This window comes from Methylomonas sp. 2F7 (assembly GCF_057126975.1).
This window is the reverse complement of sequence record NZ_CP195203.1, coordinates 3967908-3988009: the sequence shown is the minus strand read 5'-3', so window position 1 is coordinate 3988009 and position 20102 is coordinate 3967908. Positions and strand designations below refer to the sequence as shown.

Here is a 20102-nt window from a genome sequence, read left to right as displayed (position 1 = left end):
TATGAGAGAACTGATAATGAATTCAAGACCCGTTAAACATCTTCAACAATTTAACAAACGTTATCCTCAAGCTTGGCAAACGGTTGACAGGTATCGTGAAAAATTCAGCAGTAAATTACCTGGCTGGCCGAGTTGGTGCTTTACTCCAACGGATGTATTCCATGAAATAGCAGTTAATGAGTTGGACATAAGCCAAGCACCGGTCGATCTTGTTGATGACTTTTCAACGCTTATAGCCCTAAGCAAATGGCGCATTACACAAGGAATCTACCGTTTTGATTTGACCACAGAAAAGGCTTTGATCGATTCAGCTATGACGGGTATTCTTCCAGTTGACGTATTTTACAAGTTACCTGAATGGTGTATTTATATCGAGACCAATGACGTTAGCTATCTTGATGAAAAGGTTTACGGATTTTTTGTTAACTTGGGGTATCACAGCCAGAAAAAACATAGTGAATTAAGAATAATGTTAGATGGTGAGCATGGGTTTACACCGGTGACTATTTTGCTTGGACCCTGGGACTTAAAGGAATCGCTCAATCGGCTATTTTCCTGTGGAAAAATTCCTAGCTTATTGTCTTTAGACTCTGAAACGCTGGCGTTGCTCAGTGAATCGATTGCAAATTCGCTTGCCCCATTTCTATCCCTGATCCTATACCTATGCAGTGAAAAACCTGACTATTCCTGCAAATTTTCATCAAATTATCCGCAACCCAAAAAAACCAAGAGAGGGGCAAGGTTCTTTCCCCCTGAAAAACCAAAAATTATAGAGGTGGGTAAGTCAATTGGAACTAGGCTACGTTCCTTATCCAATAACCAGACAACCCCGATCAATGCAAGGACTGTGCGACCTCATATGAGACGAGGTCATTGGCATCATTACTGGCGAGGAAAGAAAAACGCTGGACGGAAAAATCAGGAATTAATTTTAAAATGGCTGCCGCCCACAGCAGTAAATACCGAAGACTATGTCGTGAATTGCGATGGCTGGATTCAGGATGCGGCATAGACTAAATGCTTAAGTAAGATGGAAACCGGGGGTACAGCACTAAGCGCAGGCTCTCCCCCTTTTTTCTTTACTGTTGCAGTAAATTGTCTGCGATAGTTTGCTTGGCTGGATGGCACCGATTAGATGCTGAAAATGTTAGGAATAGTGCGGGGAATTAAATTGTAGAAAAAATAACATGACAATTGAACACAAATGCAGCTAATTCCCAAAGTTCAGTGTTTTTGACTCTTGCCTAGCTCCATCAATATCTGCAATGTTTTTAGCTGTCCATCTGCTGTCAATTCGGATGTTGGATCAATGCCAGCCATCCGTTGAGCGTAGATAACTTTAGCTCCTGGGTAGCCGGATTGACTGGCTTTTTCCAGCCAATTCATTCCAAGATTCTCATTGGCATCGGTACCAATGCCTTGAAAAATCATTTCACCTAGTTCGAATTCAGCGATAGGAAAACCTGCTTCTGCCGCTTGCTGTAGCCAATAAATACTGTCTGTGTTGCTTGCGCCACTTTTAGTCTTATGGCCTTTTTCATCTTGTCCCTGAAAAAAACCGTTGCGGTATGCTAACCCTAATGTTGTCATGGCAATAACATTACCATTTTCAGCACGATGCTTTAGCAGCGGAATTTCATCTTCGGTGAGGTTATTGATACGTTTTTCTAACTGATTGTCCAGTGATGCCCAATCGCCTGCATTCAAAGAAAGATACCAGTCAGACGGATCAATCCCTCTGCTTTGTTTACCAGTTGAGTTTTGTCCACTTGCTACTGATTTTGCTTTAGTCAGCATCGTGACGCCAGGCGGGGGCAGAAAATAAAATTCATCGACCAGAGATGTTTCAAACCACGGTTGCTGATCATCCAGTGTTTGCTTGCGAATGATAGTTGCAACGTTTTTTAGTGCATCTTCAACTGTTAAACCTGTTTGCTGAAGCTGTTGTACCAGTGTTTCGGAATAGAGACTATTGCTGCGACCTTTCCCATCCTCTGCAAACTGACCAGGTGCAGTCGAATACGCGATGATAGTGCCATTAGGAATGGTAATTTTTGCCAAGCCTAGATTTGAAAAATCCCTAAATGATTTACTAGAGGCCGCAGGTCGAAACGGGTTGTTTCGGCAGGCATCCAGAATCACAATGTTAACTGCAGACTGCGCAGATTGTAGGCGATCAATAAGCATTTGCAGAGGAAAAGCTTTAAGTGGAACGCTTTGTTCCCCGGTTGGCTGCATATCGACAGGCACCAAATAGTTAGTGTTATTGACCTGCATGCCATGGCCAGCATAAAAAACCAAAGAAATTGCACCTGGCGGCAGGCTTTCAGTAAAATTCCGAGTAGATGTAAATAATTGCTCACGATTGAGGTTGTGTTCTGTTTTTACTTCGAACCCCAGCTTCTGCAATGTCTTGCTCATCAATGCGGCATCGTTTTGCGGGTTAACCAACGGGCTGAATGCATAGGCGCTATTTTCTAGTATTAACGCATACCGTTGGGGCGCATGTGCTGCTTCGTCAGCTGAGCATATGCGTACGAAGGTGAAAATGCCTAATGTGCAGCACATTAAGACGCTTAATAAATGGGTTTCGTTAGATTTCATTTTTTAACGTTGCCTAACTCGACTACATCGATAATACTTGGCGTGGTGCGCAATTGTTCGATTAGAGCACTGATGTTGTTGTGATCGTCAAATGCAATCCATAGCTCCCCACTTTCAGATGGGCCTGCAGTAATGTGTGCACCAACTTGGCGTAACAAAATCACTAAATTACCGAAGGCTAAATCCGGGGAGAGCGTTAGTTTAATGTCTGCTGTAGTAGTGCTTTCCGGCATACTGCGATACTGGGCTGCATCGGTTAGTGCATCCACAGGTTTATAGGATTGCCAAAGCATGACGCTTTGAATAACAGCGACAAAAGCCATTGCTGCAAACGCTGGTGATAATCCCCAATCGGAACATGAATCCAGGAAACGTTGCCATTTATATTTAATCGACTTGGCTTGCCGAGCTTCGATAGCTTGTAAGAGTCTTTCGAGTCCTTCATCTTCACGGCGATTAGCTCCCCTGGACATGACAGCACGCCCAATGGCTTGGACAAACTCAACTTCAGCTCGCAATTCGGGATGCTGAGCTAAACAATCTTCCATAAAAGCCTGGGCTTCTGTATCCAATGTTCCATTGACGTAAAAAGATAAGTCTTCACGGAAGCGTTGCAAATCTGCTGGATTGATCATTAGTTGTTACTCCCTGTGATACCTAGCTTGCTTAGGCAATCTCTGATTTTCCTTACACCATAAAAAGCACGGGTTTTTATGGTATTGAGTGGTTTTCCTTGTATTTTTGCTACATCTCGCTGCAACATCCCCATCCGGTGAATCCAAAAAGCCGCTGTTCGTTGATCTTCATCCAATTTATCGAGACAACCGTTAATAATTTCATTTAACTCATGGGTGTCGTATTCGTGTGAAATGCTCCACGATTCGTTATTTGAATAATCGTTTAAGAAACCTTCACTATCATCTATGAATTTACGCCCATAACGTTGCATGGTTTGAGCCTTTCTTTTAGCAATGCCACATAACCAAGTAGAAAATTTGGCCGACCCATTGACATCGAAGCGCTTGGGCTTATTTGAAACAGTAATAAATGTTTCCTGAACGATGTCATTCGCTAAATGATCGTCAAGAACCAAATGACTAGCAAATTGGAAGACTATGGCTTGGTAGTGTCGATATATTTGCTCAATCGCTTTAAGATCGCCATTGGCGATTTTGTCAAGACATTCAGTGAGTTGGGGATTGGGTAGTTCAACCATAAACGATAATTTCAGTCCGAATGAAATAAAGATTGGATTATTGGCTGGGTGTCATAGAAAAGTGGTAAACCCAGTAAATCAATATCAACAGCCAGTATCGAGCGCGGCATTAAACACTGTTCAAGCCTGATGAACAAGTTCCGTTTTGCACAAGACATGCTGTTTTCTGATGAAGCCATTCACACTCTAGTTGCATGTACAGCATTGAATGCAGCCTTCAATAAGTTGATTGGCTAAAAAATCATAAAAAACATTAACATAGAAAAATTTTGATTGTGGAAAGCGTAAATTTTTACAAAAAAATCAAAATTAATTGAACCTTTTTAGAGTGTTCTGCAAGTAAGTGCTGCTGGATACTTAATGAAGCTGGCAAATGTCTAGATTCATTATGTTTTCAGTAATTAACCCTGCTGATTTCAATGCGACAACATTGATTTGGCATTATCTACAGGACAATAAAAATGAAATCAAAAGCTCTTAAACATCTTAAAAAAATCCATCAACTCTACCCTGAGACTTGGCGATTGATCGATAACTATCGACTAAATCGCGGAAAAACATTACCTGATTGGCCAAGTTGGTGTTTCCTTCCGATGTCAAGATTTCTTGGCATTATGACGGAGCAGATTAAAAAAAATAAAAGGGATTTAACCGTCGACAATTTTACAAAACTGATAGCACTGGGTACGTGGCGCATTACGCAAGGGATTTACCGCTTTGACCAATCACTTGAAACTGCATTAATTGCCTCACCAATAAGTGGTGATTTTCCAGTAGAAGCATTCTACAGATTACCTGAATGGTGTGTATACATTGAAACTGGCAATATTTATCTTTGTGGTGATAAAGTTGACGGTTTTTTTGTACATTTAGATTATGACGATGCAAAAGGAAAGAGTGAGTTATGTTTGCTGATAGACATCAAAGAATCGCTTCTTCCTTTTTTTCTTCCTATGGGAAACTGGGGATTATTAGACTCTATTAACATGCTTTATGATGATTTTATTGAATTTCAGCCTGAGTACAGCTCCTTCGTCGACAATTCTCTTAAAGCAAATTTGGCACATGACCTACAGCAGTTTTTGTCTTTAGTTCTATATATCTGCAGTGAAGCCCCTGAATACTCTGGAAGCCTACCCAGCAAGCCACAGCCAGTTAAAATCAAGAAGGGATTGCGCTTTTTTGCTCCAGAAAAACCTAAGATTATTGAAGTTGGTAAATCAATCGGAAAAGCCTTAAAGTCATTGGAAGAACATGAGAGAGAACATATAAGTGGCCGGTCAGTTCGTCCTCATATCAGAAGAGGACATTGGCATCGATTCTGGGTTGGCAAAAAAAATGACAATTTTCAGTCTCGGGAGATGGTGTTTCGGTGGTTGGCTCCAATGGGTGTGAATACTGACTATTTACTGAATTCTAGCAGTGACATTCGAGATGCCGCATAGCTTTAACATCTGAGATGCATCAGGGGTTAGGACAAAAACGATGTCATAGCCCCTGAAGTGTAATGTTTTTAAAAAATACAACTCATTCAATGCCAAATTGTTCTCAAGCAAAAAAATATTTCCGAATGCCAGTGGCAAGATATTAGTGCGAAATCAAGAACTGCGGCTCTTCATTGCTACCGCCTGAGATCAAAGGTAGCTTAAACCACCTATGATTTTTGGTATTTATTAAAACGAGATTGTTGCGCTTGAAGCGTTGTTTTTATTGATTATCTTTTCAAAGGCGTTTTGCTCGTATGCTGAACATAGCAAATCAAAGAGTACCTGACTATCTAGGATGCTTGATGCATTAATGTATTCTTCAATAACATTAATGAATAATGAGCCATATATGTCCTCAGTCACATCATCTGGATCGTAATCATTAATATCGTGATTAAGGCTATTTCCATAATGGAACAAGAGAAAGCCTAGATTGTAATAATCCATATAACTACCACAAACATGAGGTTGCACCACGGAATAATCATGTCCGTTTTCGGTTTGAAATAAAAAATTAAAGCTTTCAGAAAAATTGCAACCATCATGGAAGTTGATATGGATGTCAAATTTAACAGAATATTGGTGGTCGCCATGATCAAATTCTTCGAGATCAATAGTAAAGTTTTTAACCCACTTGCGTAAATCAATCATAAATAAAAGACCAAGTTGTTGTTAACATGTCTCTATTATGGCGATTAAGCGTGGAAAACCAATAGACATTCTAAATTTATTTTCTGTTCTGAAAATGTCTATTTTCAACCCAGTCATTAAGCACACAGCCTCTTTGACCGGATCAAACATCAATTTAACATGAGCGCTACCTGACAAAATCATGGCAATCACCATTTAATGGTCTAATTACTAGTCTTGTTGTCGAATCACTAACATCAACTTATAATCACATAAACATTATGAGATTATAGATATGAATAAAGAAAAATTGAATGCTGCTTTTGATGCTCTTGAAGAGAAAACCATTGGAATTTTCTCAACATTATTGAGTGATGGATTTTATGATGAGCTTAATGAATATTTTAAAACAAACATATTACGGAAAGCTATTGTTAATAGAAATATCGAGGCCATAGAAGTGCTATTAAAAAAAGGTGCAAACCTTTATTCAGAAGAAGGAGTGGATTCAAGATTTCCGATAGTCTTTGTATTCTTGTACCCAGAAAGCGAATTCGACATAGAGAGTGAAAAAGTATTTCTTGATCGCTTTCTTAAACTTCTGCCCGAATTAAGCATTACAGATGTAAGTGGCAACACACTTATGCATCTTGCTTGTATTGATAATCGAATTGAATGCCTTGATTTTATGGTTAGTAATGGGATTAGCGTTGATCAATACAATAATAGAAAAGAGACGCCAATATTTACAGCAGGATTCTTTGGGAGCAAAGATTGCCTAGAATTTTTAATTTATATGAATGCAAAAATTGATTTTATTAATCAAGAAGGGAAAACGCCGCTCTCAGTGGCGGTAGAGAATGATGAAGCAGATATCGAATGTATAGAGATTTTGCTTAAAAATGGTGCTAATGTGAATCATGTTGACTTTGATGGTCGAACACCAATTTTCTATGCAGCACAAGCTGGTGACCCAGATGTTATTGCGTTATTAATTAAATTCGGTGCCGATGTGAATCATTCTGACTTTAACGGGGATACCGCAGTTTTTTTTGCGATACTAGAGGATAATATTGAGGCTCTTAAGGTACTGATTGAGAACAATGCAAATCAAAATCATGTAAATCTTGATGGTCTTACGCCTATTTACACTGCTGTGGAGCTTGATTGTTATAGCTGTGCAGGGCTTTTATTATCTAATGGTGTTAATCTTGAGCATGACTATCGGGAAGTAGTTGGGGGTGATAAGGAAATAAAAATTGCGGATTTAGCTGTGGGAATGAGTGATTCAATTGCTGACCTGATTAAGTCTCACCAAGAAAACATAAGTCTTCAAAATATTATTAACAATACAAATAGTGTTGAAGAAGGTGGTCTTCGGTTCTAAAAGTTTGCTTGTTTTTATGATGCATAGCTCGCTTGGTTTGATGCTAGGAAGTAAAATTGTTTTTCTGGCCACAAAATAAATCTGCTCGAATAGCATCTCAATCGTTCGATTTTTCTACATCTTATTGGTTTTTGCTGTAGCGGTTTTTCAGCGGCACGGACGGGCAGGTTTTTATAGAATTTGCTTTCTCGCATCCGACCTATGGTCGATACGAAAGCACTCATCAAAGCCAATACAAGCATCAAATAAATCCCCTAGAAAAATAGCTTATGGGGGATTTCTCTTTAAGTCTTAGCAGTGTCAAATTTGTCTTTCGATTATTATTTTTTAGATTCCCCCTTTTACCCGCTGTGTTATAAGGCCACGTAACGGAAGCGAGGCTTCAATTTTCAATATTGCATCTACTCTCCTGGTGTCGAGTGAACACAGTCGAACTTTTAGATCACTAAATATTGGGCCACCATTGATTTGCTTAAGCATTTCAGCCAACACAATACAGGCAGCCATTGCTCCAACGAAAGGGACTGCGACTGATTTGCCTGCAAGCATTAAGCGACCACACTCGTCAGCACCAAGCAACTGATATGCCGGATTGTTATTAACTTGGGCTCTATATCTAGCCTCTCGCTTAGTTAATTCCTCATTAGACTCTTGCGGCCAAATCATGGATGCTTCACGTGGATTGGGCCAAGAATGAAAAGAGATAGTGTCAAAGTTGCAGGATTCTCCCCCAAGTCCACTATCAAAAATTGCGGTATATCCTGCTTCTGATAACCACTGTCGTGGCTTATTTTCGTCGAAACCAGAAAGAGCGATAAGCGGTTCTTTAGCGGTGCGCTTAAAATTTTCATCTATTCGCCTCTCTAGCAGTCTGGTAGTGAATCCACGTCTTTCAATCCATTCTGCAACAACACGCGTTTTCAATCTACCTATGGAGTTAACAGATAATATGGCCCCTGTTTCTACATTTGGATTTTCAACAAAGTCGTCGTCGCATAAAAGAAATGTTGTATCTTTGGGCGAAGGATACGGAAGTGAAACAAGTCCCCACAGGTAAGCTTGTCCAAGATGGCCAAGCCCAAATATACCGACATCACACGGTAATTCAACTAGTGGCTCCCCTATGGCATCAGGATGATCTGGCGGGAGATCAGGACGCCAGAGCGAAAATGAAATAACACGCCTGGTAGCTGTAACACTTATGTTGGCAAATTCAGTGAATATTTCACCAATTGCAATTGCCGCCGCCGCTATACTTGCAAGAGGGCAGTATGAACGTTCAGGCAGTCGATAGACCTGTCGGGATGGGCCTACTGCAATACACCATCCATCATATGTAATTCTTACTGCATTATCATCATCCGTGGCGTTTCCAAGTATCAAGTAACGGTTATTAGATCGAATTTCGTTCTGCGTAGAAGTTTTTGCACCAAGTTCTTTGATCGCATCTCCAAGTGTCTCAGATTGGACTACAGGAACTAAACATGGAGCTAGCAATACATCGGAAGAAGTTTGTGCTATTACTTCTCCTGCAAAACACTTTACACCGAGATTGACCGCTGTTAATAGAGCAAGCTGCAAGCCATATGATGATTTAACGTCATTGCCAACATTTATATGTAGTCCTCTTTGCGCTCGGCGTTGGTGAGAGCTTTTAAGTTCCAAGGCATTTTTATCCAAAAACAGTTTATCAATGCGTGACAGGCTATTTATATCCAAAGCTTTAGAATCCATAAGATCACCATAATTTGAGACTCACCGGAGCATCGGGGTCATTGTGAGAAAAAGACTTCCAGCGCCCTTGCCCTTGAAATACGTGTATTCCTATTCCAGCGAGAGAATATTTAGATGTGTTACCGTATTTGGGCATGATAAGTGCGATATGACCATGCATTGGAATCATAGGATTGCTTTTATCGACACGACTTTGTCTAACATCGGCTGTAGGATGGGTGTGCACATCAGCTATAACCCGCAAACCCTTAGCTGAGCAAATATCCCATAACTTAGAGAAGCCACTACCATTAAAGATAACGATTCCGCTTGAAAGTGCATTGCGGTCTAAATCATCGTAACAAATGAAAGTTTCAATGCACTGTTTAGGTGAATTAGCTTTACCAAGTAGGAATGCTCCACTTTCTCGGCACCCATTGCCACGCTTACGCAATTCTGTAACCAGACGTAGCCAAGTTAGGTATGGAATCTTGATATGCCGTTCAGCAACCATAATAATCCTCGCAATTAAGCCACCGGTGTACTAGGCTGATAAAGTCAGTCAGAGTATTTTGTTCAGTCCAAATATATTGCGGATGATTTTTCGGCCAATCGGCATGTCCATTTCTTGCTTGCCTATCAAATGGATGATAAAACCCTTGTCCTGGGGCAACCCATCCAGCCACTTTGAACACACTTTCCACAACCGAACCAGGACGGCCTTTCGGCCACTTGTCAGTTTGAAGGTAGTTACTGTTATCTTTGTCCCAAAAGGCACCGGTCATAGGCTGGCTGCCATAGCCATCTACATTCCAGCGCACCAAAAATTGATTAGGGCTGTTTGGACGTGTCGCTGCCTGAATCCAAGTGAACACATATGGCCAATTATCATCCGACACTTCCTGAGTAAGCCCCCAATATTTTTTTGATTCGCCAATCAGAAATTCTGCTTGTTTCAAATCATTCGCCAGTAACCGTTGAGCTGTCGTAGCAACCATAATCTTTACCCTTGAGGCGTAATTTCGCGAACCAAATCAAATACGAGTTCACAAGAACCTCGTTGAAGCAATTCGCCCAAATGTTGGTCTGGTCGTGGATGTTCATCGTTCGGTTTTAATGCGAGTATTAAGTCAGCGCCGGAGCTGGGGTCAATGTGAAAACGCAATTTTGACCAAGATGTCACCGTTGCAATAGTTGCTGCGGGTGAGAAGTGTCGTTGGTGGTTAACACCATTAAAAGATACCGTTACATTGACTCGATGGACTGCACTAACATGCACATGTTTATGTTTGTGAAGCTCAAGGCTTTCGATAGAAGAATCAACGCTGGTGGGCTGATGGGCATCAGATTCATCATTTGGGGAGTGAATTCCGTCTTCGGCTTCACCGATGAATACAATTCGTCCTTCGTCCAACGGAAAATCTAATTTTACTAGTACATCTCTGAGAGTTTCTTCGAGCTTTGCCCTTACAACTTGGGGGCTATTATTGCTGTGCAAGAAAAACTCCACGCTCTGATTATCAGTGTTTTTACTTATTTCTTGATTCATTTCTTTTCCCTTCTTACGCCTTTAAATGGTGTTTTGTCGGATGTTTTCACATCCATAAATTGCCCTGTTTCAGAATCTCGCTTTACCCAATTTCCTGAAGGGGTTTGGGTTTGAGAGCGATTCTTTATTGCGCCAATACGTTGGTTATCGCCTTTGGGTGGATTTGTAGCCATACCTGTCTTTAGTTCTGATTAAATTAAGCTGTTTAACCTGATTTCAAAAAAAACCAGTCGCAAATAGGTTATCAGGCCGATCTGATTAAATCAATACGTTTAAGCAGATTTTTTTAGGCCCTTGAAAGCTTAAGGCGAGGACCGTTGGCTTTGATGAAATCGATGAGCAGGGGGGCGGCGGCTGGTGCCTTTTACGTAGTTTTATGCTAAGTTTATTTTATGGCTTGATAAATGAATTCGATGCCACCTGACTCAGCTACCTCTTCAGAACGTAAAATGTATCCTTGGGTAACTAGTTTTTTTAGTCTTGTGCTGGCGTTTTGAACACTAATCTTCAATTCTGCGGCGACTTCAGATGCAAGTACCCTTTTTTTAACGAGCACAAATTCCAGTAGTTCTTGACTAGATGATGTGAGGATTGGACCAAGGATTTCGTAAGAGTCTTCATTCCAAACGGTTAATGGTTGTTCCTTGGCAATCGCAGCGTAATTCCAATTATCGAGAATATCTCTATTTTTTATCTGCATAAGAAATATGCCCTTGTGTTCGCGATAGTGCTTTGCAACAGAAATCACGCTCTCCCTTGGAAAAGAAGCATCAGTAGCTTCGATATCAGCTAACGAGATTCCAAAAATTCGGCATGTTGGATGTGCGTCTATGTAATCAACTAATTTGCGAAAAGTCTCTTTTCCTTGAACATTTCCAAATGGGTGATCATCGTTTGTGAAATTTCTGAGATTAAGTATCAATGAATTCTGTTTCATTTTATCAGTTTAATCAGAATTTTTTACGTTAGTCAAGTAAAAAATCAAAGCAGATATGGGTTCCATAGATTTTTGCCATGTCTGATTGAAATAAAAACTCAGCTAATTTTCCATCTTTATAACCAAGTCTTACTGCACAATTCTCTTGTCTTACTAATATAGTTGCGTTAAATTTAGAAGCTGCATCACTACTACTTTTAAGTCCCAAACCTCGACCTTCATCTTCAGATCGGCTGATTTCTCCTTTTGTGAAAACTTTTTTCAGAAGTAATTCATCATAATTAGTTTCTGATTTTGATATTTCTTCTGCAAGTTTAGGGTATTTTTTGTTTAATATTGGTTTAAGAGTTCCGATAATACCTTTACCGCTATCTGATATGACTGTTTGTATGTGGGGCTTTATTCCATTTTTATAGCACTGTAATGCTACAAAGCCTGGGATAGGTGACTCAGAGTGATCTCTAACATTTCCAAATAATTCCGTTAATACAGTAAACGCGGCCTGGGAATATTTATCTCCAGCATGAGAAACAAAGCTTAATTTTAATTGTTTAGGTATTGATTCGTCTGGGTTGATTGGGTCAATAGCACCAAATTCAACAAGAATATCATTCCTTCCCTTTGCTTCAAATATTTCAGGACGTTCTGGTAAAACTGATGCGTCACTACGTAGATGTTCAAAAAAGCCTACGCGGTTAAGGTAAGATAAAGCGTCATTTGAGTGAGTAAAATCTATAACAACAGTTTTACCTTTAGATAAAAGCTGGTTTGCTAATGCCATGAGTCGTGCTGCAGCTTCTAAAAGTATTTTGCTGTCTTTGGGAAGAACAAATACAATCGTCGATATTTCAGAATCCAAAGGACTGCCAACATCAGATAGTGTCTGTTCAAATAAATTACAATCGATCCACTTTTTTTTAGGAAATTCTATGCGAATTTCTTTATTACTCGACAAGTACCAATGAAAATCCTCATCATGAAAAAAGTCTTTCTTATGAAAATATAAACATGAGTTCACTGATTTCTTATCTAAATCGAGTTTCTTAGCAATTTCTTTTGCTTTAATTCCCGGTGTTTTCTGTAAAAATTTTATAATTACGTCGCGCATCATGCTTACTTTTTAATCTTTTTTCTATATTAGACTGTCGCATAAATAGCGGTTTAGATGGCTATTAATTTACTAGAATTTTATGGTTTTTTCCATTATTGTGTTGGCGATACATCATGCAAGCCGCGAGTTAGCGCTTCCAGTAATTCAAGATTTTCCTCAAATCGTTCTCTCATATCTTCAATTAATTGGTAATGCTCTTGCTCACCAGTTTGAGTTTGCAGAATTTTGCTGATTATTTGCCTGCTTGGTAAGGATAAAATCGTAGCTATTTCTCGTCCCAGCATTCTGGCGCCTGCTCTTACCTCGTCATAATCTTCAGCATCAACAATGTCTTCATAATTGTTATATAAACGGGCGCGATTCCAATCGCCGATATAATTACGCAGGATAAATGCAATATCCGAAGCGTCTTTTTGCGCTTGTGGATAACGTTCGCTCCAGGCAATGATTTTTAACACAATCAATCCGATTGGCGTCACTACATGAACATCCAGGGCTGGGTTTTCCCTGAGTCTGACAACTTGGGTGTTGTCATAGGCTTCCTTAAATCCAGTCACACTCATTTTTATGCTGTATTCGGGCGGCCAAATGATATTGCCGTTTGACTCAATATCTCCAAACGGTACGATATCCACCGGGATTTTTCCATGGTAGCGCAACCGTTGAACCATCTTGTCGCTTTCCAATTGACCAGTTGCGATCAATTGACTTTTAAGCTGTTCAAAGTCCTGCCAACTTGCCACCTGAACTGCCAAATCGATATCTTTTGTCGCTCTGGGGGCTTTAATGCCAAAAGCTTGTTCAAAGATGATATCTCTCGCGGTCGCACCAATGATAAAAAACGGCAGGTTGTTTTGTTCGGCAATATCAGAGATCAAAGAGTAGATCGAGAAAAACGGTTCTCTAATCTTCCCGGAAATGTTCAGTAAGTTCTTGCTCATAAATGATTTGTGCCGTTTCGATGTTTCTTGGGTCGCCGCTGGCCATCAGGTCGGCATATATGAGTATTGGGTTAGCTATATCTGTGCGGTTGATTTCGCCCTCGACATCCCAAAACGCCTCTAAGATTTCGATATCGCCTGCCGGGTCTTTGCGTAATTTATTGATTATTTTTAGTTTGCCAGCCCATTGTTGCATGACATAGATGGTAACGATATGTGGCTTTAAATAATGTGTGAGTTTATCTGCAGCAACTTCCCCCCCCCAGTAGGCTTGCAGATTATGCAGTGGCGCTTGTTGCCACCAATTCGGATCAGGTGCTAGATATCTTCCTGTTTCAAGTTTGGGTCTGAGTTGTTCTGGATAGGCAATCATCCAGCGCTCTAATAATTTTTTCCGATTTTTCAAGCGTCGACCACGCGCACCCATGTCAATTATATATCCCATCTGGATCAAATCCTTGAATACCAAGGCCACTGTTCCCAATGCTGCCATTGCGGTTTGAGCAATCTCACGATAAGGCGCATTAACCAAATCAGGACGACATAGAAGAGCATAAACGATTTTTAAACCGATTGGGGTGAACGCCCGGTTTAATATCTTGCCGGTTGCGGGAGTCTCAGGTGGTTTATTGCCTTTTATATAAACATATACAGGCAGGGCATTGATATAGGCATTTCCGGCAGCATCGAGAAACCAAATATTCATAGCTTTCAGTCGCTCCGCCATAAGCGGGTTTATGTAGTCGGTGACTAACAGCCCATGTTCGCTTGTTTGGTTGAATTGATGGATGATGGCCCCGAGAACCGGGTTAGTTACTCTCGCTTTCATTTCAATTGCAACTGGTACGCGCGCTACTCCGGTGTCTATAAAGCCGGTCGCATCGACGTAGTCTGCAGGAAAGTATTGAGTTATTTCGACAGTAAAGCCAGTGCTTTGCTTAAACTTCGTTATGGCGTTATCGAATAACTCGATTTCTGGTGTTCTCACGGTTGTTCGGCCTGTTGCTCAATTTCTTGTTCATTATTATAGCTTGTTCATAAATAATGTACATTGTTAGAAATTGAACACGAAGTCAATGGCAGTTCCTTAATCTTCAATTTACCGATTTGACAGTCCTGCATTTTGGAAATGCGCTACATCCCCAAAATTCATTACCTTCGTTTTCCCCCTTACGGACAGTCCTTAGAACCATAGGCTGACCACACTTCGGACAAGCATTCTCGCCACGTAACTGCTGTTTTTGTTCAACGATGCTTTTGACGTGATTAACGTGCGCGATATGAGTTTTGATAGATGGAGTCAGCCTGCCTGATTCAATCTTTTTGCAGATGTTTATCACCTCAAGGTCTGACAAGATGGGCTGCTTCTTGCTCTTGATGAACCGAATATAGCCACCAGCATAAACGACATTTTCCGGCATGGGTGTTTTGAAATCGCTGTCACCGATAAACACCACCAACGAAAACATCTTCTCTGATTCCAGTTCAAGGGATGTTTTCAATGCCTCAGTATGCTTGTAGTTCTGATGAAGTGGATTCTGGAATTGCGTTTTATGGCGATAGAGTTGCTGAGTCCACATCTTTTGGTTAGCGTTACCGAAAATCCAGCCTTTAATATTTTTGGTTTCGATCACGAAAACTCCGTACTTTGACACAATCACATGATCTATCTGAGTAGTGCCGTCTTCGGTTGGCAATGTCACGTTCTTGATCAGATGGTAGACATCTTTATCCAAACGTAATTTGGCAATCAGATTGACTTGAAATTCGCCGATCACGCCTTTCATAAAAGGTGTCTTCAAGATCGCCAACGTGATGGTGATCGGTATCATCCACCAATAAGCGCTGATCATTGGAGCAAAGGCTTGCATCAGAATATGGCTTAAATCCATTGTGATTCTCAGTTGTCTAGGTAAGGTGGCTATTTATATGAATAAATGGTAGCCGATTCTATCTTACCCATGGAGCTGTGTTGATAATAGTCAAGGGACTTTGGCCAATCCTATTCACTCCTTAAGCTGCTAAGGGGGGGGCTTCTTGGCGGAGCCTTTTGCAGGCTAATGGCAATAAAAATATCTTGAAAATCTTAACATTAAGAGGAATTTGTGGTAATGTAAAAGTATAGTTAATTCAGTGACTTAGGCTTGGACTGTTTGGTGAAAAACAATCACTAACTTGTTGATAAAAAAGGGTATTAAATAGCCAATTGGTGAAAAATAGCATTATGCAACCAATTGATTTTTAATAGAAAAATCCGCTGGGGTTTTGGATTGTGATTCCGGTTGTCGTGGGTTCGAGCCCCATCGTTCACCCCACCATTCCAACTTATTTATCAGTCTGATAGATAAGAAATTCTCCAAAGATCTGATTCTGCAAGTCAATCAATACTAGCTGTTCGTCCGTTTAAAAAGGACAAAAAAAGGACAGGGCTTCGCCTTGCCTGTATCTACTTTACTTCATTTTTTTCCTTTCTTCCTGTCAGTCCAAGCAAGTTCCTGGTCAATTTCTAATTCCTAGACCCTGGGGGGGGGGATGGTTAGATCTGGGGGCGTTTGGTAAGCTAGGGGTATATGATCTATTTCTGACTCTCTCTGGATGCCAATCTAAACAGGTGATAATGGCATCATTGGAATAGACGCTGCTGAATTTGCTGCTGCTGTTGCTGTTGCAGCATTTGAGTTTCCATACGATGCATCTGACTCTCCATCTGCATTTTTTGACCTTGGATACGAGCATTCATTTCAGCTTGTCGAGCAGACATTTGCCCATGTAACGCTGCTGCCTGATCACTCAATTTATCGCTATAACTGTCTGGTACTCCTTTGAGGATTTTTAATTTTGTATCTATCAAACTTTTAAGAGAATTGGCCGTTTGCATATCCCTTCGCTCCAAAGCATCCCGATACTTTCTGTCTAGTAAAGCAATTTCACCCTCATCTCGTCTCTTGGCTACGATAGCGGCCTCATCGGCTTAGCTCGAGCCTGTTCCTCGGGCGATCTAACATGGTAAGGCTGACGCTCCTCTTTCATCAGCTTCTCACTTTGATTCTCAGTGCAAGGAGAAGATGTATAGCCGTGCAGGCTTATCATGGGGAGGCCGAAAGTCGCGGTTTGCGAGGTAACCGCCAATAGGTTTTGCCGGGCCGAAAACGCTGGCAGCACGTGCAGTAATTGCTGTCGACCGCCGGCGATTTCAGAAAGGTGGGGTCGCATACGGGCGAATATGGCAATCGTTAAGCAAACGGGCAGGCGTCAAGTCGATCAGGGTGGGCGCTCACTGAGTAAGGCAAGCGCAACGGCACCGCCCATGCGGTAGGTCATTTGTGCGCGGGTTCAGCATTTTTGGAAATCGATAAATCGCCGGTTGACGTCGGTGACTGCATCATTGAAACGGCGGATGTGGCATGCTTCCTCGTCGTGTATTTTTATGAGCTTCAACGCGTACAGTAAGTCCTGTGTCCTGGTGAGCAGGTTGCGGTTCGCTTCTCCTGGCAGTATGCCGCTTTCCCTGCTTGCTCTGTCCGTGCTCCTTAGCAAAAGCCAAAGCAGTAAACCGATGCCCAGTGCAAGCAGAGTGAGAGGGGCGACATGCGGAAGGCGACGGACAGGTAGGCAAGTGCCAGCAGAGATAGGGTAAATAGGTGCATAAGGAAAAAGGTGCCGATGCCGATTCTCTGCGTCTCGGAAGTGAGAGCGTTGAAAATTTCGTCGCTGTGCTGGTCTGTTAGAAAGCTCCAGCGCGAATGGGCTGCCTCATCATAAAGCCGTTGTCTTAAATGATCGGCGAAGCGCAATTGCAGTGAGCGGCTTTCCCGGTCCCTGAGCGGCATGAGCCAGGCTTGCGCCGTGATCAGTCCCACAAAAATACAAGCGCGGTTTCGAAATCCCAGTTTAGCTTCAGCCTGGAGAGGAGGCGGTGAGCCACTGTAAAACGGCTACCTTCAGTTTCAAATCCGCCAGCTAAGGTCAGTAGCGGCAACAGCATTAGTAATCTCGCGTGTTCAGTGCCCGCTGACATAACGCTAAACAATGTAGTGCGCCGGATTGCTGGCGGATCGAAACGTAAAAACTCACGTGGATAAGCGCGAAAAAGCCAGTTGTTCCGGTTTGGGGTGGCTTGGTTGTTCGATGCCATAGCCGGGGGTGATAGCACGCGGCGGCAAGCGCTACTTCGTTCTGAAGCTAAGCCCGATTTGCGCATTATGCTCGGTATCACCGAGCAAGATAGCTTTTGGTCTTGGGGAAATTGCGTCCGCTGAAAATCTTGGAGTGTGCCACAGGCACACAAACTGAGGCTGTAAGGAAATAGCGATCAGATGTGTATAAGCTCATTGGAAGATGATGGTAGGCCCATCAAAGTCTGTTGTCGGAAACTGGCTTTAAACCACCTCAAGCTGCTTGTATTAAGAGTGCAGGTAGTGAGCGTTGAGGAAAAGCTAATTCATAATTAGTAGGTAGGGTACAGAGAGACGAGTTAAACCGAACCTATGTTGACGCGTCGTTATTCAGAGATTTGACATCAAAACCAGGGGCGTCCAAGACTCTTGGGATTAGCCTGTAAGCGAATCCGAAGGCTGTGCAGGCGGTGTCCGGCGTATAGTGGGCGTGACTCTGTACTGGGCTTTCAATGGGAACTGTGGGAACCAGTCATCATGATGCTAAGGGAGAAATGCAAATAACTCAATTTATGAGCATGAGAGTACCGATGCGTGATACTGGGGCGGAGTTGCCCGTAGTAGCGAGGAAACGTTTGTAATGAACGTGGAGCGAAGGGGCAACATCAGGCAGCCTTTGTTGATGTCACAACTGTCTAATGGCAGGAGGATGATGTGAGCGGGGCAAAGCCATTTGTCATCTCAAAAGGACAAGTCATGCGCGCATTTGAATTGGTGAAAGCCAATGCCGGTGCCGCTGGCGTTGATAAGCAATCGTTAGCAGATTTTGAAAGAAATCTGAAAGCCAATCTTTACAAGCTATGGAACCGGCTATCGTCTGGCAGTTACTTCCCGCCGCCTGTGAAAGCGGTAGCCATACCAAAGAAAGCGGGCGGCGAACGGATTTTGGGCATACCCACCGTGAGTGATCGTATTGCTCAAATGGTCGTCAAGCTGGAGTTTGAACCCCAGGTTGAGCCGCACTTTTTGCCTGACTCGTACGGATACAGGCCGAATAAGTCAGCATTGGATGCGGTGGGCGTCACGCGAGAACGTTGTTGGCGTTACGACTGGGTGCTTGAATTTGACATCAAGGGGTTGTTCGACAATATACCGCACAATTTATTGCTTAAAGCGGTCTATCAACATACGGATACACCCTGGGTGAGGTTATATATTGAACGTTGGTTGACGGCGCCGATGCAGATGCCAAATGGAGAGTTGATCAGTCGGGGAAAAGGCACGCCACAAGGTGGGGTTGTCAGTCCCGTGCTCAGTAATCTGTTTCTGCACTATGTATTCGACAAATGGCTGCAAACTCATTACCCGAATACAGTCTGGTGCCGTTATGCCGATGATGGTCTGGTGCACTGCTGTAGCGAGGCGGAAGCCCAACGTATGCTGGAAGTATTGAAACAACGCTTTCAGTCCTGTGGACTTGAACTTCATCCGGTGAAAACCAAGATCGTTTACTGTAAAGATGGTAGTCGCAAAGGGCAATATGAGCATACATCCTTTGATTTTCTCGGATATACGTTTAGACGGCGACTTTGTAGGAATCGTAAGAGAAACAGCGTGTTTGTAAACTTTACGCCCGCAGTGAGTAAAGCGGCGCTGAAGTCAATGCGGCAAAAGATTAGAACGTTACGGGTGCGAACACGTACCGAGTTGAGTTTGGGAGAGATCGCTAAATGGTTGAATCCCATCATCAATGGGTGGCTAGCCTATTATGGTTGTTATACCCGCTCAGCGTTGTACGGACTGTGTCGCCACGTGAATATGACTCTGGTGAGGTGGGCGAGGCGTAAGTTCAAGCCGCTTCGCCAGCACAAGATCAAGGCTATGATGTTTCTGGCGAAGATTGCTGATCAATATCCAAACTTGTTCGCTCATTGGCGAGCGGGAATGATAGGTGCGTTTGCCTGATGGGAGCGGTATGAATCGAGAGGTTCACGTACCGTTCTGCGAGAGGCTGCGGGGGAAGTGCCTGCGGTCTACTCAACAACGGAGCGCCAGCGAAGTGAAGATTTTTAGTCCCCGATAGCCGTAGCGCCGGGCGGGTTTTCGCAGCGAAGCGGAGAAAACCTGCAAGGCATCGCGACACGGCGTTAAGTCATGCGAGAGCCGATGTTTCGACCCCTTGTTGGGTCGGAACGAGGTGACGCGGACGAATCGGGGCGCCGAAGGCATAAGCGGTCGCGTCATTTTTGCCGATTTTTTCCAGCAGGATGCCCGAAAAAATCTTTCGGCAAAAATAGCGACTCCCCGGAGCAGGCCGTTTTCACCAATTAGGTCCTCGGATTGTTGATAACCCGAGTAAGATCTTGAACAATTCGGTTAGGATGGATTTTGACACGACCATTTTTTCTGTTT

20 protein-coding genes are annotated in these 20102 nt (G+C 42.4%); 4 read left to right on the top strand and 16 right to left on the bottom strand.

Annotated features, from left to right (window positions below):
• Position 1: 1 nt before the first annotated feature.
• Positions 2-1012 (top strand): AcrVA2 family anti-CRISPR protein, encoded by a 1011-nt coding sequence (locus ACR64Q_RS17935; protein ID WP_483823370.1) that lies wholly within the window; start codon positions 2-4, stop codon positions 1010-1012.
• Positions 1013-1224: 212 nt separating this feature from the next.
• Here ACR64Q_RS17935 and ACR64Q_RS17930 read toward each other — a convergent pair whose 3' ends face one another.
• From ACR64Q_RS17930 to ACR64Q_RS17920, 3 genes are read right to left on the bottom strand one after another with little or no spacing between them, the layout of a single operon-like run.
• The gene (locus ACR64Q_RS17930) at positions 1225-2604 is read right to left on the bottom strand and encodes a caspase family protein (RefSeq protein WP_483823369.1); all 1380 of its coding nucleotides are present in this window, start codon (positions 2602-2604) and stop codon (positions 1225-1227) included.
• Entirely contained in the window at positions 2601-3239 is a 639-nt protein-coding gene (locus ACR64Q_RS17925; protein ID WP_483823368.1) for an anti-sigma factor family protein, read from the bottom strand. The genes ACR64Q_RS17930 and ACR64Q_RS17925 overlap by 4 nt, the downstream gene beginning before the upstream one ends.
• Positions 3239-3820 carry an RNA polymerase sigma factor gene (locus ACR64Q_RS17920; RefSeq protein WP_483823367.1) on the bottom strand — a complete coding sequence of 194 codons (582 nt, stop codon included), beginning with the start codon at positions 3818-3820 and terminating at the stop codon, positions 3239-3241. Before ACR64Q_RS17920 ends, ACR64Q_RS17925 begins: the two co-directional genes overlap by 1 nt.
• Positions 3821-4281: 461 nt before the next feature.
• Here ACR64Q_RS17920 and ACR64Q_RS17915 point away from each other — a divergent pair, with 461 nt between their 5' ends.
• The gene (locus tag ACR64Q_RS17915; RefSeq protein WP_483823366.1) at positions 4282-5265 is read left to right on the top strand and encodes an AcrVA2 family anti-CRISPR protein; all 984 of its coding nucleotides are present in this window, start codon (positions 4282-4284) and stop codon (positions 5263-5265) included.
• 228 nt (positions 5266-5493) lie between these two features.
• On the opposite strand, the gene ACR64Q_RS17910 is transcribed toward ACR64Q_RS17915, so the two are convergent.
• The gene (locus tag ACR64Q_RS17910; protein ID WP_483823365.1) at positions 5494-5958 is read right to left on the bottom strand and encodes a hypothetical protein; all 465 of its coding nucleotides are present in this window, start codon (positions 5956-5958) and stop codon (positions 5494-5496) included.
• 274 nt (positions 5959-6232) lie between these two features.
• Here ACR64Q_RS17910 and ACR64Q_RS17905 point away from each other — a divergent pair, with 274 nt between their 5' ends.
• Complete coding sequence (locus ACR64Q_RS17905) at positions 6233-7324, top strand: ankyrin repeat domain-containing protein (RefSeq protein WP_483823364.1); 1092 nt, start codon at positions 6233-6235, stop codon at positions 7322-7324.
• A gap of 327 nt (positions 7325-7651) precedes the next feature.
• Here ACR64Q_RS17905 and ACR64Q_RS17900 read toward each other — a convergent pair whose 3' ends face one another.
• The 12 genes from ACR64Q_RS17900 to ACR64Q_RS17845 form a co-directional block, all read right to left on the bottom strand.
• A complete protein-coding gene (locus ACR64Q_RS17900; protein WP_483823363.1) occupies positions 7652-9058 on the bottom strand; it encodes a hypothetical protein in 1407 nt (468 codons plus the stop codon).
• A 4-nt stretch (positions 9059-9062) separates the two neighbouring features.
• Positions 9063-9551 carry a hypothetical protein gene (locus ACR64Q_RS17895; RefSeq protein ID WP_483823362.1) on the bottom strand — a complete coding sequence of 163 codons (489 nt, stop codon included), beginning with the start codon at positions 9549-9551 and terminating at the stop codon, positions 9063-9065.
• Positions 9541-10035 (bottom strand): DUF7665 family protein, encoded by a 495-nt coding sequence (locus tag ACR64Q_RS17890; protein ID WP_483823361.1) that lies wholly within the window; start codon positions 10033-10035, stop codon positions 9541-9543. Before ACR64Q_RS17890 ends, ACR64Q_RS17895 begins: the two co-directional genes overlap by 11 nt.
• A 5-nt stretch (positions 10036-10040) precedes the next feature.
• Positions 10041-10586 carry a hypothetical protein gene (locus tag ACR64Q_RS17885; RefSeq protein ID WP_483823360.1) on the bottom strand — a complete coding sequence of 182 codons (546 nt, stop codon included), beginning with the start codon at positions 10584-10586 and terminating at the stop codon, positions 10041-10043.
• Complete coding sequence (locus tag ACR64Q_RS17880; RefSeq protein ID WP_483823359.1) at positions 10583-10759, bottom strand: hypothetical protein; 177 nt, start codon at positions 10757-10759, stop codon at positions 10583-10585. The genes ACR64Q_RS17885 and ACR64Q_RS17880 overlap by 4 nt, the downstream gene beginning before the upstream one ends.
• A gap of 212 nt (positions 10760-10971) precedes the next feature.
• Entirely contained in the window at positions 10972-11523 is a 552-nt protein-coding gene (locus tag ACR64Q_RS17875) for a MarR family transcriptional regulator (RefSeq protein WP_483823358.1), read from the bottom strand.
• Positions 11524-11551: 28 nt separating this feature from the next.
• Positions 11552-12634 carry a hypothetical protein gene (locus ACR64Q_RS17870; protein WP_483823357.1) on the bottom strand — a complete coding sequence of 361 codons (1083 nt, stop codon included), beginning with the start codon at positions 12632-12634 and terminating at the stop codon, positions 11552-11554.
• Positions 12635-12726: 92 nt separating this feature from the next.
• Positions 12727-13575 (bottom strand): nucleotidyl transferase AbiEii/AbiGii toxin family protein, encoded by an 849-nt coding sequence (locus tag ACR64Q_RS17865; protein ID WP_483823356.1) that lies wholly within the window; start codon positions 13573-13575, stop codon positions 12727-12729.
• On the bottom strand, positions 13538-14563 hold the full coding sequence (locus ACR64Q_RS17860) for a type IV toxin-antitoxin system AbiEi family antitoxin (RefSeq protein ID WP_483823355.1): 1026 nt from the start codon (positions 14561-14563) through the stop codon (positions 13538-13540). Before ACR64Q_RS17860 ends, ACR64Q_RS17865 begins: the two co-directional genes overlap by 38 nt.
• Before the next feature lie 106 nt (positions 14564-14669).
• Positions 14670-15467, bottom strand: a complete 798-nt coding sequence (locus tag ACR64Q_RS17855) for an NERD domain-containing protein (RefSeq protein WP_483823354.1) — start codon at positions 15465-15467, stop codon at positions 14670-14672.
• A gap of 731 nt (positions 15468-16198) precedes the next feature.
• Complete coding sequence (locus tag ACR64Q_RS17850) at positions 16199-16453, bottom strand: hypothetical protein (RefSeq protein ID WP_026602273.1); 255 nt, start codon at positions 16451-16453, stop codon at positions 16199-16201.
• A 652-nt stretch (positions 16454-17105) separates the two neighbouring features.
• A complete protein-coding gene (locus tag ACR64Q_RS17845) occupies positions 17106-17435 on the bottom strand; it encodes a hypothetical protein (protein ID WP_155931119.1) in 330 nt (109 codons plus the stop codon).
• A gap of 1011 nt (positions 17436-18446) precedes the next feature.
• On the opposite strand from ACR64Q_RS17845, the gene ltrA reads away from it, so the two are divergent.
• Positions 18447-19655 (top strand): group II intron reverse transcriptase/maturase, encoded by a 1209-nt coding sequence (gene ltrA, locus ACR64Q_RS17840; protein ID WP_483823304.1) that lies wholly within the window; start codon positions 18447-18449, stop codon positions 19653-19655.
• Positions 19656-20102: the final 447 nt, after the last annotated feature.